The organism is Streptomyces sp. NPDC001407 (genome assembly GCF_042895325.1).
Classification (GTDB): Bacteria; Actinomycetota; Actinomycetes; order Streptomycetales; family Streptomycetaceae; genus Streptomyces.
Genome location: NZ_JBIAWF010000009.1, coordinates 189231 through 208751 on the forward strand (window position 1 = coordinate 189231; position 19521 = coordinate 208751).

A 19521-nucleotide genomic window follows, 5' to 3' on the forward strand; every position below is an offset into this window, starting at 1 on the left:
CGCACCACCGGAATACACACGCCCCGTCGAACGCCCAGCTTCCCGAGCTCGTGAGGTCCTGATGTCGGAAATGTCGGAACAAGAAAAGCTCCTCGGCTACCTCCGGCGGGTCACGGCTGATCTGCATCAGACCCGCGGCCGCCTCCAGGAGATGGAGGCGGCGGCCCGCGAGCCGATCGCCATCGTCGGCATGAGCTGCCGCTTCCCCGGGGAGGTGCGCGGCCCCGAGGACTTCTGGGAGCTGCTCCACGACGGCAGGGACGCCATCACGCCCTTCCCCGCCGACCGCGGCTGGGACACCGGCTCCCTCTACGCCGCCGACCCCGACCGGCCGGGCACCACCTACGCCCGCGAAGGCGGCTTCCTGCACGACGTCGGCGACTTCGACGCCGACTTCTTCGGCATCTCCCCGCGCGAGGCGGCCGCCATGGACCCCCAGCAGCGCCTGCTGCTGGAGACCTCCTGGGAGGCCGTCGAGCGCGCGGGCATCGACCCGGCCTCCCTCAAGGGCAGCCGGTCCGGCGTCTTCGTCGGCGCCGTCGCCCCGGACTACGGGCCGCGCGTCCACGAGGCGCCCGACGGCGTCGAGGGCCACCTCGTGACCGGCAGCGCCATCAGCGTCGTCTCCGGCCGCGTCGCCTACACCCTGGGCCTGGAGGGCCCGGCGGTCACCGTCGACACCGCCTGCTCCTCCTCGCTCGTGGCCCTCCACCTGGCCGTCCAAGCCCTGCGCCAGGGCGAGTGCACGCTCGCCCTCGCCGGTGGCGTCACCGTCATGGCCACCCCCGGCACCTTCATCGGCTTCAGCCGCCAGCGCGGGCTCGCCCCCGACGGCCGCTGCAAGCCCTTCGCGGCGGCGGCGGACGGATTCGGCCCCGCCGAGGGCGCCGGCATGCTCCTCCTGGAGCGCCTGTCCGACGCCCGCCGCAACGGCCACCGTGTCCTCGCCGTCGTCCGCGGCACGGCCATCAACCAGGACGGCGCGAGCAGCGGCCTGTCCGCGCCCAACGGCCCCGCCCAGCAGCGCGTGATCCGCGCGGCCCTCGCCAACGCCGGGCTCACGGCCGGCCAGGTCGACGCCGTGGAGGCGCACGGCACGGGCACCAAGCTCGGCGACCCCATCGAGGCCCAGGCCCTGCTGGCGACGTACGGGCGCGAACGCCCCGCCGACAAGCCCCTGTTGCTCGGCTCCGTGAAGTCCAACATCGGACACACCCAGGCCGCCGCCGGCGTCGCGGGCATCATGAAGATGGTCCTGGCGATGCGGCACGGCGTCCTGCCGCGCACCCTGCACATCGACGCACCCTCCCCCCACGTCGACTGGTCGGCCGACTCCGTCCGGCTGCTCACCGAGACCACTCCCTGGGCCGAGGGCGAGGAACCCCGCCGGGCGGGCGTCTCGTCCTTCGGTATCAGCGGCACCAACGCCCACGCCATCATCGAGCAGGCACCGGCCCCGCAGGACGACGCACCGGAAGCAGACGGGACCGCGGGCCCGGCGGCGACCGCCCTGCCGAGGGTGCCGTGGGTGCTCTCGGCCAAGTCCGCGACGGCGCTGCGCGCCCAGGCCGAACGGCTCCTGGAGCACGCCGAGGCCCACCCCGAGGCCCCCGCAGCGGACACCGGCCTGTCCCTCGCCACCACGCGCACCGCCTTCGACCACCGCGCGGTCGTCCTCGCCTCCGACCGCACGGGCGCGGTGCGGGAGCTGGAGTCGTACGTCGCGGGACGAGCCGCGCAGGGCCTCGTCGAAGGCGTCGTCCGCCGCGGCACCGGCGTCGCCTTCGTCTTCCCCGGGCAGGGGTCGCAGTGGGTCGGCATGGCGGCGGAACTGCTGGAGTCCTCGCCGGTGTTCGCGGAGCGGATCGCGGAGTGCGCGACCGCGTTGGCGCCGTACGTGGACTGGTCGTTGACCGATCTGCTGCGGAGTGATGACGCCGCCTGGCTTGAGCAGGTCGACGTCGTACAGCCGGTGCTGTGGGCGGTGATGGTCTCCCTGGCCGAGGTGTGGCGTTCGACGGGCGTGGAGCCTGCTGCCGTCATCGGTCACTCGCAGGGTGAGATAGCTGCCGCGTGCGTTGCGGGCGCGCTGTCGCTGGAGGACGCGGCGAAGGTGGTGGCGCTGCGGAGCAAGGCTCTGCGTGCTCTGTCCGGCCGTGGCGGAATGGTGTCCGTCTCGCTGGATGTGGAGGCGGTTGAGCAGCGGCTGGACGGCCGACTTGCCGTTGCGGCGGTCAATGGCCCGGCCACGGTGGTCGTTTCCGGTGACAACGACGCCCTCGACGAACTCCTCGCCGGTTGCGAGGCGGACGGTATCCGTGCCCGGCGTGTCGCGGTGGATTACGCGTCGCACTGCGCGCACGTGGAGGAGATCGAGGACGCGCTGCTGCGGGACCTCGCCGGCATCAACCCCCGCCCGGCGTCCGTGCCGTTCTATTCGACGGTGACCGGTGGCGTACTGGAGACGAACGCTTTCGACGCTGCCTACTGGTATCGCAACCTGCGTCAGACCGTCCGCTTCCAGGAAGCCGTCCAGGCGCTCCTGGACGACGGCTTCCGTCTCTTCGTGGAGTCCAGTGCTCACCCGGTCCTGACCATGGGCGTCGAGCAGACCGCCGAAGCCCACAACACGACCATCACCGCCGTCGGTTCGCTCCGCCGTGACGAAGGTGGCCTGGACCGCTTCCTGACCTCGGTCGCCGAAGCCTTCGTCGGCGGGGCGTCCGTCGACTGGGCCAAGCTCTTCGACGGCACCGGCGCCGAGCACGTCGATCTACCGACATACGCCTTCCAGCACCAGCGCTACTGGCTGACCAGCACGAAGGCGCAGGCCGCCAAGGCGACCGCCGACGGCGACGGCTCGGACGCGGTCTTCTGGGAAGCCGTCGAGCACCAGGACCGCGAGGCCCTGGCCGCCACGCTGCGGGTCGAATCGGCCGAGCAGCAGGAGTCGTTGGACGCCGTCCTGCCCGCGCTCGCGCAGTGGCGTCGGCAGCGGCGCTCCGAGTCGGCCGTGGACGCCTGGCGCTACCGCGTGGTGTGGCGCACGACGACCGGTACGTCGACGCCCTCGCTGTCCGGGACATGGCTCGTCGTGGTGCCGGGTTCGCGGACCGAAGACCCGCTGGTGGCGGACGTACAGCAGGCGCTCCAGGCGTACGGCGCCCACGTCGTGACCCTCGAACTGGACGGGACCGCGGACCGCGCCACGATGGCGGCACGGCTGCGCGGGACCACGACGGACCGCCCGTCCGGCGTCCTGTCACTGCTGGCCCTGGACGAGACCCCGCACCCGGAACACCCCTTCACGACATCCGGCCTGATCGGAACCCTCACCCTCATCCAGGCGCTGGGCGACCTCGGAGCACGGGTGCCCCTGTGGTGCGCCACGCGGGGCGCGGTGTCGACCAGTGACGCCGACCCGCTGGCCAGTGCCGCCCAGGCGGCGGTCTGGGGCATGGGCCGAGTCGCCGGGGTGGAGTACCCGGACAGCTGGGGCGGCCTGATCGACCTGCCGGAGCACCTGGACGGCCGCGCCCGGACCCGGCTCGCCGGTGTGCTGGCCGGCGCCACCGCCGAGGACCAGGTGGCCATCCGCGGCTCCGGAGTCATGCTGCGCCGACTGGAACCGGCCCCGCTCGGCGAGACCCGTCCCCTGCGCACCTGGAAGCCCCGCGGCACCGTTCTCATCACCGGCGGCACGGGTGCTCTCGGCACCCACCTGGCCCGGTGGCTGGCCCGTAACGGCGCCGAGCACCTCGTCCTGACGAGCCGCCGCGGACTCGCGGCACCCGGCGCCGAGGCCCTGGTCGCCGAGCTGGCCGAGCAGGGCACCCGGGTCACGGTCACCGCCTGCGACGTCGCCGACCGCGAGGCACTGGCCCGCGTCCTCGACTCCGTACCCGAGGACTGCCCCCTCACCGCAGTCATCCACGCCGCCGCCTACATCGACCTGGCCGGGCTGGCAGAGACGACGACGGCGGACTTCGCCGACGTCATGAACGCGAAGACCGCCGGAGCGGCACACCTCGACGCCCTGCTGCGCGACACACCGCTCGACGCGTTCGTGCTCTTCTCGTCCGTCTCCGCCGTGTGGGGCGTCGGCGACCACGCCGCGTACGCCGCGGCCAACGCCTACCTGGACGCGCTCGCCCAGCAGCGGCGCGCGAACGGCCTGTCGGCCACGTCCGTGGCCTGGGGCGTGTGGGACGCGGTCGGCGACAACGTCCCCGAGGGCCTGGATCTGGACCAACTGCGCCGCCGCGGGCTGCGCTTCATGGACCCGGACCTCGGCATCGCCGCGCTTCAGCAGACGCTCGACCACGACCAGACGCACCTGGCGATCGCCGACATCGACTGGGAGAGCTTCATCCCCGTCTTCACCTCGGCCCGCCCCAGCCCCCTGCTCGAAGAGCTGCCCGAGGCACGCGGCATCGAGCAGCGGAGCACCGACAGCACCTCGAACGGCTCGGACGCGGGAGCCGACGCGGCGTCGCCGCTGCGGCAGCGGCTCGAAGCGCTGACCCCCGGCGAGCGCGGGCACGCCGTCCTCGACCTCGTCCACGAACAGGTGGCGGCCGTCCTGGGACACGACTCCCAGGACGCGGTTGACTCCGAGCGCGCCTTCAGGGACCTCGGCTTCGACTCGCTGACGGCGGTGGAACTCCGCAACCGGCTGAACGCGGCCACGGGCCTGCGGCTGCCCGCCACCCTGGTCTTCGACTACCCCAGCAGCGCTGTGCTGAGCGAGTACATCCAGGAACAGCTCCTCGGGACGCCGTCCGACCCGTCGCAGACCGCTGACGCACTCGTCGGCGCGGTCACGGAGGTCGCGGCGACCGACGACGACCCCATCGCGATCGTCGCGATGAGCTGCCGCTACCCGGGCGGGGTCACGTCGCCCGAGGAACTCTGGCAGCTGATCACGTCCGACGGGGACGCCATCGGCGGGCTGCCCACCGACCGCGGCTGGGACCTCGACGGCATCTACGACCCGGACCCGGACGCCCCGGGCAAGACCTATGTGCGAGAGGGCGGATTCCTCTACGAAGCAGGCGAGTTCGACCCGGCGTTCTTCGGGATCTCGCCGCGTGAGGCGGCGGCCATGGACCCGCAGCAGCGGCTGCTGCTGGAGACCTCCTGGGAGGCCTTCGAACGCGCCGGCCTGCCCGCACTCTCCCTGCGCGGCAGCCGGACCGGTGTCTTCATCGGCTCCAACTACCAGGAGTACGGCCCGCGCGTGCACGAGGCGCCCGAGGGCTCCGAAGGCCACCTGATGACCGGCAGCGCGGCCAGCGTCGTCTCCGGCCGCGTCGCCTACTCCTTCGGGTTCGAGGGTCCCGCCGTGACGGTGGACACCGCCTGCTCGTCGTCGCTGGTGGCCCTGCACCTGGCTGTGCAGTCGCTGCGGCAGGGCGAGTGCTCGCTGGCCCTCGCAGGCGGCGTCGCCGTCATGCCGAACCCCGGCGCGCTCATCGGCTTCAGCCGCCAGCGCGGCCTGGCCCTGGACGGCCGCTGCAAGGCCTTCGCGGCAGCCGCGGACGGCATGGGCCTCGCCGAAGGCATCGGCGTGCTGCTGCTGGAGCGCCTCTCCGACGCCCGCCGCAACGGCCACCAGGTGCTGGCGGTCGTGCGTGGCTCCGCCGTCAATCAGGACGGTGCGAGCAATGGGTTGACGGCGCCGAACGGTCCGTCGCAGCAGCGGGTGATCCGTGCGGCGCTGGCGAGCGCCGGGCTGTCTGCTGCCGAGGTGGACGCGGTGGAGGCGCACGGTACGGGCACCAAGCTCGGTGACCCGATCGAGGCGCAGGCGCTGCTGGCCACGTACGGCCAGGAACGGCCCGAGGACAAGCCCCTGTTGCTCGGCTCGGTGAAGTCCAACATCGGTCACACGCAGGCGGCAGCCGGTGTTGCCGGGATCATGAAGATGGTCCTGGCGATGCGGCACGGCACGCTGCCGCGCACGCTGCACGTGGACGAGCCGTCGCCGCACGTCGACTGGTCGGCCGGCGCGGTCGAGCTGCTGACCGAGGCCGCGTCGTGGCCGGAGAGCGGCCGGGTGCGGCGGGCGGGTGTGTCGTCGTTCGGTATCAGCGGCACGAACGCCCACGTGATCCTGGAGCAGGCGCCGGAGGAGCAGCCGGTGACGGCGGCCGCTCCGGAGTGCTCGCTGCCCGTGCTGCCTTGGGTGGTGTCGGCCAGGTCCGAGGCGTCGTTGCGAGGACAGGCGGAGCGCCTGCTGTCGTTGACGCGTGACGAGGCCGCGGCGCCGATCGACGTGGCGTACTCCCTGGTGGCGGCGCGGTCGGTGTTCGAGCACCGTGCGGTGGTGCTGGCCGACGAGTCGCAGAACTTCGCTGCCGGGCTGGACGCCGTGATCTCGGGCGAGCCTGCCGCTGGTGTGGTCCGAGGCGTCTCGGGCCCGGGGAAGCTGGCGGTGATCTTCTCGGGTCAGGGCAGTCAGCGGCTGGGTATGGGCCGGGAACTCTACGAAGCCTTCCCGGTGTTCGCGGACGCCTTCGATGAGGTGTGCGGGCAATTCGACGGTCTGCTGGAACGGCCGTTGCGTGAGGTGGTGTTCGGGGACGATTCCGCTCTGCTGGATGCGACCGTGTTCGCGCAGTGCGGCCTGTTCGCTGTCGAGGTCGCCCTCTACCGGTTGGCTGCTTCGTGGGGTGTGAAGCCGGATTACGTTGCCGGGCATTCGATTGGCGAGATCGCGGCCGCGTATGTGGCCGGGGTGTGGTCGCTCGCGGACGCGTGTGCGTTGGTGGCGGCGCGTGGCCGGCTGATGCAGGGGCTGCCGTCGGGTGGTGCGATGCTGGCTGTGGAGGCGGACGAGACGGCTGTCCGTACGGCTCTCGCCGACTACGCCGACGTGGACATCGCCGCCATCAACGGCCCGTCCTCCGTGGTCGTATCCGGTGCCGAGGTGTCGGTCGCGGAGCTGGAAGCGGCCTGGCGTGCGGAAGGCCGCCGGGTGCGGCGCCTGCGTGTCTCGCACGCGTTCCACTCGCCGCTGATGGAGCCGATGCTGGCCGACTTCCGCAAGACGGCCGAGCAACTGTCGTACGAGGCACCTCGCATCCCGTTCGTCTCCAACCTGACCGGTGCGCTCGCCACGGCTGAGGAAGTGTGCGACCCGGACTACTGGGTGCGCCACGTGCGCGAGGCCGTGCGTTTCGCCGACGGCATCGCATGCCTGGCGGACCAGGGTGTGACCACGTGCCTGGAGCTCGGCCCGGACGGTGTCCTGTCGGGCATGGGGCAGGAGTCCGCCCCGCAGGTGGTGTTCGCGTCGGCTCTGCGCAAGGGGCGTGACGAAGCGCCGTCGCTGTTGGAGGCCCTGGCTCAGATCTACGTCCAGGGTCACAGCGTGGACTGGGCTGCGATGCTCGCCCCGGCCCGGAAGATCGAGCTGCCCACCTACGCCTTCCAGCGCGAGCACTACTGGCTCGAATCGACCGTGGCGTCCAGCGGCGACAACGCGGATGCCGGTTTCTGGGAAGCGGTGGAGCGCGAGGACGCCTCGGAGGTCGCTGGGCTGCTGGAGCTTTCCGAGGGGGACGCGGCGGGTGAGTCGTTGGCGGCGGTGCTGCCGGTGCTTTCCGCTTGGCGTCGTCGTGATCGTGAGCGGCTGGCGGTGGACAACTGGCGTTACCGGGTGTCGTGGTCGCCGTTCGCGGAGCCGGCCGGGTTGTTGTCGGGTGACTGGTTGGTGGTTGTTCCGGCCGGCCTGGCTGGTGATGCTTGGGTCGATCAGTGTGTTGCTGGTCTGGCTGGTCGTGGTGCGCGGCCGGTGGTGCTGGAGGTTTCCGGTGCTGACCGTGAGGTGATGGCTGAGCAGTTGCGGGCGCATGCTGGTTCCGATGGTGTGGTGTCGTTGCTGGCGCTGGCCGACGGCCGTGTTGCGGAGTTCGGTTCGGTGCCGACTGGCGTTGCGTTGACGCTGACCCTGGTCCAGGCTCTTGGCGATGCCGGTGTGACGGCTCCGTTGTGGTGTGTGACGCGTGGCGCGGTTGCTGTCACTTCCAGCGAGCGTGTGGCGGATCTGGATCAGGCGCAGTTGTGGGGTCTGGGTCGTGTGGCGGCGTTGGAGCTTGCTGGTCGTTGGGGTGGTCTGGTCGATCTTCCCGAGGTCCTCGATGAGCGTTCGGCGGGGCGTCTGGCGGCTGTTTTCCGGTCCGGTGAGGGCGAGGTCGCGGTCCGGTCTGCCGGGATCTTCGGTCGCCGGGTTGTGCGTGCTTCGGTGAGTGCCGGTGTCGATGCGTGGCGTGCGTCGGGGACGGTGCTGGTCACGGGTGGTACGGGTGGTCTGGGCCGGCATGTGGCGCGTTGGCTGGCGGGTGCGGGTGCTGAGCATCTGATGTTGGTGTCGCGTCGTGGTCCGGCTGCTGAGGGTGTGGAGGAGCTGCGGGCGGAGCTCGCGGATCTCGGTGCGCGGGTGTCGGTTGTGGCGTGTGATGTGGGTGACCGTGCGGCCGTGGCCGGCCTGTTGGAGCAGGTGCCGGCCGATGCCCCGCTGACTGCGGTGGTGCACACGGCCGGTGTGCTGGACGACGGTGTCCTCGACGGCCAGTCCGTTGCCCGGTTCGAGGATGTGCTGCGGTCGAAGGCCGAGGCGGCGCGTCATCTGCACGAGCTGACCCAGGACATAGATCTGTCGGCGTTCGTGTTGTTCTCGTCGTTCTCCGCGACGGTCGGCGGCGCAGGCCAGGCCAACTACGCGGCGGCGAACGCGTATCTGGATGCGCTGGCGGAGCTGCGGCGCAGTGAGGGTCTCCCGGCGACCTCGATCGCGTGGGGTCCCTGGGCCAACGACGGCATGGCCGTCGGCAGCGCCGAGGTCGGTCGTACCCTCCGCCGCACCGGCATGCTCCCGATGGACCCGCAGCTCGCGGTGGCGGCTCTCGAACGGTCGCTCGCCGCGGACGACACCGCCATCGCCCTCGTCGACGCCGACTGGAAGCGCTTCGTCGGCACCTTCGAGGCCCGGCAGCTGTCCCGCATGCTCAGCGGGATCCCGGAAGTCGGGCAGCTGACCGAGGCGTTCGAGGCGGACGCCGCCGACACGGGACTCGCCGACGGCGCGTCGGCGCTCGTCGGTCGTCTGCGCGGGCTGCCCGAGGCCGAGCAGTACCGCGTCATGCTGGAGCTCGTACGGGCCCATGTCGCCGCCGTGCTCGGATTCGCGGGCGCCGAGGCGATCACCCCGGGCCGTGCGTTCATGGAGATCGGCTTCGACTCCCTGACCGCGGTGAACCTGCGCAACAGGCTCACCGAGGCCACCGGGACGCAGCTCTCGGCCACGCTCGTGTTCGACTACCCCACACCGACCGCGTTGGCCGGCCACCTGCTCACCGAACTGCTCGGCTCGCGCGACGACGAGCCTGTCCCGTCGCTCCCGGCGACGGTGGCGGCGGACGACGAGCCCATGGCGATCGTGGCCATGAGCTGCCGGTTCCCCGGCGGCGTGGGCTCCGCGGACGAGCTGTGGCAGCTCCTCGCCACCGGCGAGGACGCCGTCTCGCCCTTCCCGACGGACCGCGGCTGGGACCTCGACGGGTTGTACGACGCCGACCCCGACGCGCTCGGGAAGAGCTACGTCCGCGAGGGGGCCTTCCTCGACGAAGTGAGCGGATTCGACGCCGACTTCTTCGGGATATCGCCCCGCGAGGCGCTGGCCATGGACCCGCAGCAGCGGCTGCTGCTGGAGACCGCCTGGGAACTCTGGGAGCGGGCCGGCGTCGACCCCGGGGCGGTGCGCGGCAGCCGCACCGGCGTCTTCATCGGCACGAACGGCCAGGAATACGTGTCCCTCGCCGACAAGGCCCCCGAAGTGTCCGAGGGCTATGTCGCCACCGGCAACGCGGCCAGCGTCGTCTCGGGACGTATCTCCTACACCTTCGGACTCGAAGGCCCGGCGGTGACCGTCGACACCGCGTGCTCCTCCTCGCTGGTGGCCCTGCACCTGGCGGCGCAGGCCCTGCGGCAGGGCGAGTGCACGCTCGCGATCGTGGGCGGTGTCTCGCTCATGGTGTCGCCGCGTGGCTTCGTGGAGTTCAGCCGCCAGCGCGGCCTGGCCCCCGACGGTCGCTGCAAGCCCTTCGCGGCGGCGGCCGACGGCACGGGCTGGGGCGAGGGCGTCGGCCTGCTCCTGGTGGAGCGGCTGTCGGACGCGCAGCGCAATGGCCACCAGGTGCTGGCGGTCGTGCGTGGCTCGGCCGTCAATCAGGACGGTGCGAGCAATGGCCTTACGGCGCCCAATGGTCCGTCGCAGCAGCGGGTGATCCGTGCAGCGTTGGCGAGCGCCGGGCTGTCGGCTGCCGAGGTGGACGCGGTGGAGGCGCACGGTACGGGCACCAAGCTCGGTGACCCGATCGAGGCGCAGGCGCTGCTCGCCACGTACGGCCAGGAGCGTTCTGAGAACCAGCCGTTGTGGCTGGGCTCGATCAAGTCGAACATCGGCCACACCCAGGCCGCGGCCGGTGTTGCCGGGATCATGAAGATGGTCCTGGCGATGCGGCACGGCATGCTGCCCGAGATGCCGCACGTGGACGAGCCCACCCCCCACGTCGACTGGTCGTCCGGCACGCTCCGCCTGCTGACCGACCCCACACCGTGGCCCGAGACCGGTCGTCCGCGCCGGGCGGGCGTGTCGTCCTTCGGTGTCAGCGGTACGAACGCGCACGTGATCCTTGAGCAGGCGCCTGCGGCAGTTGCCGAGGAGGAGCCGGCATCGGTCGAGCCGCCGGTGGTGGTGCCGTGGGTGCTCTCCGGAAAGTCCGAGGCCGCGTTGCGGGGCCAGGCGGAGCGGTTGCTTGCGCATGTGGGCGAGCTGTCGTCTCTGGACGTGGGTTTCTCGCTGGCGTCTGGACGGGGTGTGTTCGAGCACCGGGCCGTCGTCCTGGCGGGACACCCGGACGGTCTGAGCGCTCTGGTGGACGGACGCGAGGCGCCGGGTGTGGTGCGGGGCCGTGCTGCGGAGTCGGACGGGCGTGCGGCGTTCGTGTTCCCGGGGCAGGGCTCGCAGTGGCTCGGCATGGCTGCCGGTCTGCTGGATTCCTCGACGGTGTTCGCGGAGCGGATCGCGGAGTGTGGCGCTGCGTTGGCGCCGTATGTGGACTGGCAGTTGACCGATCTGCTGCGTAGTGATGACGCCGGCTGGCTTGAGCAGGTCGACGTCGTTCAGCCGGTTCTCTGGGCTGTGATGGTCTCCCTGGCCGAGGTGTGGCGTTCGGCCGGTGTGGAACCGGCTGCTGTCATTGGTCACTCGCAGGGTGAGATCGCGGCCGCGTGCGTTGCGGGCGCGCTCTCTCTGGAGGACGCCGCGAAGGTGGTGGCTCTCCGTAGCCAGGCGCTGCGTGCTCTGTCCGGCCGTGGCGGAATGGTGTCCGTCTCGCTGGATGTGGAAGCGGTTAAGGAGCGGCTGGACAGCCGACTCGCGGTGGCGGCAGTCAACGGCCCGGCCACGGTCGTGGTTTCCGGTGACAACGACGCCCTCGACGAACTCCTCGCCAACTGTGAGGCCGACGGCATCCGCGCTCGTCGGATCGCGGTGGACTACGCCTCGCACTGCGCGCACGTGGAGGAGATCGAGGACGCGCTCCTGCGGGACCTCGCCGGTATCGCTCCCCGCTCGGCATCCGTGCCGTTCTACTCGACGGTGACCGGTGGCGTCCTGGACACCACCGCGATGGACGCGGGCTACTGGTATCGCAACCTGCGCCAGACCGTCCGCTTCCAGGAAGCCGTCCAGGCTCTCCTGGACGACGGATTCCGCCTGTTCGTGGAGTCCAGTGCCCACCCGGTCCTGACCATGGGTATTGAGCAGACCGCCGAGAACCACAGCATCACCGCCGTCGGCTCCCTCCGCCGCGACGAGGGCGGTCTCGACCGCTTCCTGACCTCCGTCGCCGAAGCCTTCGTCGGCGGGGCTTCCGTCGACTGGGCGAAGCTCTTCGACGGCACCGGCGCCCGGCGCGTCGACCTCCCCACCTACGCCTTCCAGCACCAGCGTTACTGGATCGAGCCGTCCGCAGCCCGCCTGGGCGACGTCACGTCGGCCGGTCTGTCCGCCGCCGACCACCCCTTCCTGGGCGCCGCGGTCATGCTGCCGGAGTCGGACGGGCACCTGTTCACGGGTCGGCTGTCGATACAGGCGCATCCCTGGCTGGCCGACCATGCCCTCTACGGGACGCCGCTGCTGCCCGGTTCCGCGTTCGTGGAGTTGGCGCTGCGGGCCGGCGACGCGGTCGGCTGCGACCGTGTCGAGGAGCTCACGGTGCAATCGCCGCTGGCGCTCCCCGCGAGCGGCGCGGTGCAGCTCCAGCTCGCTGTCGGGGGACCGGACGACTCCGGCCGCCGTACGGTGAACGTCTACTCGCGCTTCGAGGACGGAGCAGCAGACCTTCCCTGGACCCGGAACGCCACCGGTGTCCTCGCGGCGGGTGCCCCCGCGGCCTCGGACGACGCCGGTCTCGGCCAGTGGCCTCCGGCGGGGGCCGAACCCCTCGACCTCGCGGGCTGGTACGAGGAGCGCCCTGACGGCCTGGTGTACGGCCCCGCGTTCCAGGGCCTGCGGCAGGCGTGGCGCAGGGGTGAGGAGATCTTCGCCGAGGTGGCGTTGCCGGAGGACCGGCACGCGGATGCCGGCCGGTTCGTCGTGCACCCGGCGCTCCTGGATGCCGTCCTGCACGCCGCGGATGACCGTACGGACGCGGACGACCGTACGGTCGTGCTCCCGCACGCGTGGAGCGGAGTGACCCTGCACGCCACCGGTGCCACCACACTGCGCGCGCGGCTCACCCCCGGGGGGTCGGTGCTGCTCGCCGACGAGACCGGCCGGCTGGTGGCCGCCGTCGACGCGGTGACCACCCGTACGGTCACGCCGGACGACATCACCGTCGGGCAAGTGCCTCACGAGTCGCTGTTCCGGGTGGAGTGGCGGCCGCTCCAGGCCGGTTCGCTCGACGACGACGCCCGTTGGACGGTCGTCGGTCCTGACGCGGCCGGGCTCCGTACCCTGCTCGGCCAGGACGCCGGGCGGATCGACGAGTACGCCGGTCTGCGGGACGTACCGGACGGTGCGGCCCCGGAGCTCGTACTCCTGCCGTTCCTCGCCGACTCCGGGACCGGTGACGGGCAGGAGGCGGGTGCGGCGCACCTGGCGACGCACCGCGCGCTGGAAACACTTCAGGGATGGCTGGCCGACGAGCGGTTCGCCGGCTCGCGGCTGGTCGTGGTGACCCGCGGCGCGGTGGCGACCGGGTCCGGCGAGGACGTGCCGGACCTGGCCGCGGCCGCTGTGTGGGGCCTGGTCAGGTCGGCACAGGCGGAACACCCGGACCGCTTCGTCCTGCTCGACCTGGAGGAGGACCCGGACGGTACGCGTACCGCGCTCGCGGCGGTGCTCGCCACCGACGAACCGCAGATCGCCGTACGGGCGGGCCGGACGTACGTCCCGCGCCTGACGAGGGCGACGGTCCCCGCCGCCCCGGCCGGCCCGGCCGGCACCTGGGACACCGAAGGCTCGGTGCTGATCACCGGTGCGAGCGGCGTCCTGGGACGGCTCGTGGCGCGGCACCTGGTGGACGGACACGGCGTCCGCTGCGTGGTCCTGGTCTCGCGCCGGGGCCGGGACATTCCGGAAGCCGCCGAACTCGAGCGGGAACTCACCGCGTCGGGCGCCCGCGTGATCTTCGAGGCGTGCGACGTGGCGGACCGCGAGGCGGTGGCCGGCCTGCTGGCACGGATTCCCGCGGAGTACCCGCTGCGTGGCGTGGTGCACGCGGCCGGTGTGCTGGACGACGGCATGGTCGAGTCACTGACCCCGGACCGGCTGGACGCGGTGCTGCGCCCCAAGGCCGACGCCGCCGTGCACCTGCACGAGCTGACGGAAGGCATGGACCTGACGGCATTCGTGCTGTTCTCGTCGGCGGCCGCCACCTTCGGCGCAGCCGGTCAGGGCAACTACGCGGCGGCCAACATGTTCCTGGACGCCCTGGCAGCGCGCCGGCGGGCCCGTGGCCTCGCCGGTGTGTCGCTGGCGTGGGGCTTCTGGGCCGAGCGCAGTGACATGACCGGTCACCTGGGCGAGGTCGACATGGCCCGCATGGCGCGGTTCGGCATGACGCCGCTGCCCGCCGACGAGGGACTGGCGCTGTTCGACGCGGCACAGACGACGGGGGAGTGCCACCTCGTGCCGACGCGCATGGACGTGAGTGTGCTGCGGGCACACGCGCGGCCCGGCACGGTGCCCACGATCCTCCGCCACCTCGTCGGAACCCCGGCGCGCCGGGTCGTCGCGGCTGCCGACGACAGCGGAACTCCCGCCCTGGTGCGGCGCCTCGCCGGCCTCGCGCCGAAGGAGCGGGAAGAGGTCCTGCTGGAGCTGGTGACCGACAACGTGGCGGCCGTGCTCGGTCACACGGGAGCGGAAGCCGTCACGGTGGGCCGTGCGTTCAAGGAGATCGGCTTCGACTCGCTCACCGCGGTCGAACTGCGCAACCGCCTCAACGCCGCGACCGGGCTCCGGCTCTCGGCCACGCTCGTCTTCGACTATCCGACCCCGGCCGCCGTCGCCCGCCACATCCTCGGCGAGGTCATGGGCCCGGAGCAGGCCGAGGGCGAGCAGCGGTCGGCGGCTCCCCAGGACCGGCAGGTGACGACGGCCGGGTCCGGCTCCGACGACGACGCGATCGCCATCATCGGCATGGGCTGCCGCTTCCCGGGCGGCGTACGGTCGCCCGAGGAGCTGTGGCAGCTCCTCGTCGACGACGGGGACGCGGTGTCCGGCCTGCCCACCGACCGTGGCTGGGACCTGGAGGGGCTCTACCACCCGGACCCGGACCACAAGGGCACGGCCTACGCCCGCGAGGGCGGATTCCTCTACGAAGCGGGCGAGTTCGACCCGGGCTTCTTCGGGATCTCGCCGCGTGAGGCGCTGGCGATGGACCCGCAGCAGCGGCTGCTGCTGGAGACCTCCTGGGAGGCCCTGGAGCGGGCCGGGATCGACCCGGTGTCCGTGCACGGCAGCCAGACCGGCGTGTTCTGCGGTCTGACCTACCACGACTACGGCGACGCGGTGCAGCAGGCAGGGGAAGCCTCCGAGGGCTACCTGATGACCGGCAACGCGGGCAGCGTCGCCTCCGGCCGCATCTCGTACACCTTCGGCTTCGAAGGTCCCGCGGTGACCATCGACACCGCCTGCTCGTCGTCCCTGGTCGCCCTGCACTGGGCGGCGCAGGCGCTGCGGCAGGGCGAGTGCTCGCTCGCGCTGGCGGGCGGGGCCACGGTCATGGCCAGCCCGGTCGCCTTCGTGGAGTTCAGCCGTCAGCGCGGCCTGGCCCCCGACGGCCGCTGCAAGCCGTTCGCGGCCGCGGCCGACGGCACCGGCTGGGCGGAAGGCGTCGGCATGCTCCTGCTGGAGCGCCTGTCGGACGCGCGGCGCAACGGCCACCAGGTGCTCGCCGTGGTCCGGGGTTCCGCGCTGAACCAGGACGGCGCGAGCAACGGCCTGTCCGCGCCGAACGGTCCGTCGCAGCAGCGGGTGATCCGTGCGGCGCTGGCCGGCGCGGGGCTCACGGCCGACGAGGTCGACGCGGTGGAGGCGCACGGCACGGGCACGAAGCTCGGTGACCCGATCGAGGCGCAGGCGCTGCTGGCGACGTACGGCCAGGAGCGGCCGGAGGACCGGCCGTTGTGGCTGGGCTCGATCAAGTCGAACATCGGTCACACGCAGGCGGCAGCCGGTGTCGCGGGCATCATGAAGATGGTGCTGGCGATGCGGCACGGTGTGCTGCCGCGATCGCTGCACGTGGACGAGCCGTCGCCGCACGTCGACTGGACGGCCGGCGCGGTCGAGCTGCTGACCGAGGCCACCGCGTGGCCCGAGACCGGCCGGCCTCGCCGGGCGGGTGTGTCGTCGTTCGGCATCAGCGGAACGAACGCCCACGTGATCCTGGAGCAGGCACCGGAGGAACCGGAGGCTCCGGCCACGTCCGAGGACTCGTTGCCGCTGCCGTGGGTGGTGTCGGCGAAGTCCGAGGCTGCGTTGCGGGGGCAGGTGGAACGCTTGCTGTCGCTGGCGCGGGACGAGGACGTCGCGGCTGCCGATGTGGCGTACTCGTTGGTGGCGGCGCGGTCGGTGTTCGAGCACCGTGCGGTGGTGGTTGCTGCGGACCGGGCGGGCTTCGAGGCCGGGCTGGGCGCGGTGGTGTCGGGTGAGCCGGCCGCCGGTGTGGTCCGGGGTATGCCGACGTCGGGGAAGTCGGCGTTGGTTTTCTCGGGTCAGGGCAGTCAGCGGGTCGGGATGGGCCGGGAGTTGTACGAGGCTTTCCCGGTGTTCGCGGATGCCTTCGATGAGGTGTGCGGGCAGTTCGACGGTCTGTCGGAGCGGCCGTTGCGTGAGGTGGTGTTCGGGGACGATTCCGCTCTGCTGGATGCGACGGTGTTCACGCAGTGCGCGCTGTTCGCTGTGGAGGTTGCCCTCTATCGGCTTGCTGAGTCGTGGGGTGTGAAGCCGGATTACGTTGCCGGGCATTCGATTGGTGAGATCGCGGCGGCGTATGTGGCCGGGGTGTGGTCGTTGGCGGATGCGTGTGTGTTGGTGGCGGCGCGTGGCCGGCTGATGCAGGCGCTGCCGTCGGGTGGCGCGATGCTGGCAGTGGAGGCGGACGAAGCATCCGTCCGTACGGCCCTGGTCGACTACGCCGATGTGGACATCGCTGCTGTCAACGGCCCGTCCTCGGTGGTGGTCTCCGGTGCCGAGGTGTCGGTCGCGGAGCTGGAAGCGGCGTGGCGCGGTGAGGGGCGTCGGGTGCGGCGGCTGCGGGTGTCGCACGCGTTCCACTCGCCGCTGATGGAGCCGATGCTGGCCGACTTCCGTAAGACGGTCGAGCAACTGTCGTATGCGGCGCCGCGTATTCCGCTGGTCTCCAACCTGACCGGTGTGCTCGCCACGGCTGAGGAAGTGTGTGACCCGGACTACTGGGTGCGCCACGTCCGCGCGACCGTCCGTTTCGCCGACGGCATCGCATGCCTGGCGGACCATGGCGTGACCACCTTCCTGGAGCTCGGTCCCGACCAGGTTCTGTCCACCATGGGTGAGCAGTGCCTGCCCGAAGAGGCCGCTGTCTCCAGCGCGTTCATACCGGCGCTTCGTGCGCAGGGTCATGAGGTCGAGAGTGTGCTCACCTTCGCGGGCTCGGCCCATGTCCGGGGTGTGGCCGTCGATTGGGCCGCGATCCTGGGCCAGCGCACGGGAGGGGCGGCGCGTCTGACGGAGCTGCCGACCTACGCCTTCCAGCGGGAACGGTACTGGGTGCAGGCACCTCAAGCCGAGTCCGGGGAAGCCTCGCTCGACGCTCTGGAAGCGGCCGATGCGGGCTTCTGGGACGCGGTGGAGCGCGGGGATGCCTCGGAGGTCGCTGGGCTGCTGGAGCTTTCCGAGGGTGACATGGCGGGTGAGTCGTTGGCGGCGGTGCTGCCGGTGCTTTCCGCTTGGCGTCGTCGTGATCGTGAGCGGCTGGCGGTGGACAACTGGCGTTACCGGGTGTCGTGGTCGCCGTTCGCGGAGCCGGCCGGGTTGTTGTCGGGTGACTGGTTGGTCGTCGTTCCTGCTGGGCTGGCTGGTGATGCTTGGGTTGATCAGTGTGTCGCTGGTCTGGCTGGTCGTGGTGCGCGGCCGGTGGTGCTGGAGGTTTCCGGTACTGACCGTGAGGTGATGGCTGAGCAGTTGCGTTCGGGTTCGGCGTTTGCCGGTGTGGTGTCGTTGCTGGCGCTGGCCGACGGCCGTGTTGCGGAGTTCGGTTCGGTGCCGACCGGCGTCGCGTTGACCCTGGCGCTCGTCCAGGCTCTCGGTGATGCCGACGTGACGGCTCCGTTGTGGTGTGTGACGCGTGGCGCGGTTGCTGTCACTTCCAGCGAGCGAGTGACGGACCTGGATCAGGCCCAGATATGGGGTCTCGGCCGGGTCGTCGCCACAGAGAACACCGATCGGTGGGGCGGTTTGATCGACCTCCCCGAAACGCTCGACGGGCGCTCGGCCGAGCGGCTGGCCGGCGTGCTCCAGTCCGGTGAGGTCGAGGTCGCGGTGCGTTCTGCCGGGATCTTCGGTCGCCGGATGCTCCCCGCATCGCCCAACGCCGCCGACGAGTCGTGGCGTGCGTCGGGGACGGTTCTGGTGACCGGTGGTACGGGTGGTCTGGGCCGGCATGTGGCGCGTTGGCTGGCCGGTGCGGGTGCTGAGCATCTGATGTTGGTGTCGCGTCGTGGTCCGGCTGCTGAGGGTGTGGAGGAGCTGCGGGCGGAGCTCGCGGATCTCGGTGCGCGGGTGTCGGTTGTGGCGTGTGATGTGGGTGACCGTGCGGCCGTGGCCGGCCTGTTGGAGCAGGTGCCGGCTGACGCCCCGCTGACTGCGGTGGTGCACACGGCCGGTGTGCTGGACGACGGTGTTCTCGACGGGCAGTCCGTTGCCCGGTTCGAGGACGTGCTGCGGTCGAAGGCCGAAGCGGCGCGTCATCTGCACGAGCTGACCCAGGGCATGGATCTGTCGGCGTTCGTGTTGTTCTCGTCGTTCTCCGCGACGGTCGGTGGTGCCGGTCAGGCCAACTACGCGGCGGCGAACGCGTATCTGGACGCCCTGGCGGAGCTGCGGCGCAGTGAGGGTCTCCCGGCGACCTCGATCGCGTGGGGTCCCTGGGCCAACGACGGTATGGCGGCCCAGAACAGCATGGTCAGCGGGCGTATGGAGCGGTTCGGTCTGCCGCCCATGGAGCCCGGACTGGCGCTCAGGTCCCTGGAGCAGGCGCTTGTCGGTTCCGATGCCTGCCCGGTGATCACCGACGTCGACTGGTCGCGGTTCGCCAAGGAGCTGGACGGCGCCCGCAACAGCGCGCTCTTCGGCGAGATCCCCGAGGTGAAGCAACTGCACCGGACGGTCGACGCCTTGCCGGAAGCGGGTTCCTCCGCCGAGGTGACGTCGACGCTCGCCGAGACCCTGGTGGCCCTTCCGGTCGCCGAGCGGGAGTCGGCGCTGCTCGACCTGATCCGTAAGAACACGGCGACGGTCCTCGGATACGCCACGCAAGCGGGTGTCGACGCGGAGCGGGGCTTCTTCGAGATGGGACTCGACTCGCTCACCGCGGTGGAGTTGCGCAACCGCCTGAACTCGGCGACCGGGCTGCGGCTGCGGCCCACCACGTTGTTCGACTACGCGTCGCCCTCGGCGCTGGCCCGCCACCTCATGGGCGAGCTGGCTCCGGACGGGAGTGCGCCGGAAAACGCGCTGCCTTCGGACATCGACCGTCTCGAGGCCGTGCTCACCGCACTGCCGCAGGACGACATCGCGCGCACCAAGGCGGTGCTCCGGCTCCAGTCCATGCTCGCGAAGCTGAACGACGCCGGCGCCGCGGCCGGTACGAATCCGGAACAGGCCGACGACGTGGACGATCTCGAAAGTGTTTCGGTCGACGAGCTCTTCGACGTCATCGACCGCGAACTCGGGGATGCCTAATAATG

Annotated in this window: 1 protein-coding gene; it reads left to right on the forward strand. The window is 71.5% G+C overall.

Features of this window, described 5'->3' with window-relative positions:
- Nucleotides 1-70 precede the first annotated feature (70 nt).
- On the forward strand, nt 71-19516 hold the full coding sequence (locus tag ACFY1P_RS15495; protein WP_390750846.1) for a type I polyketide synthase: 19446 nt from the start codon (nt 71-73) through the stop codon (nt 19514-19516).
- Nucleotides 19517-19521: the final 5 nt, after the last annotated feature.

Excerpts from the sequence above, each read along its gene's own strand:
- ACFY1P_RS15495 (WP_390750846.1), top strand. The coding sequence starts at position 71 with ATGTCGGAACAAGAAAAGCTCCTCGGCTACCTCCGGCGGGTCACGGCT.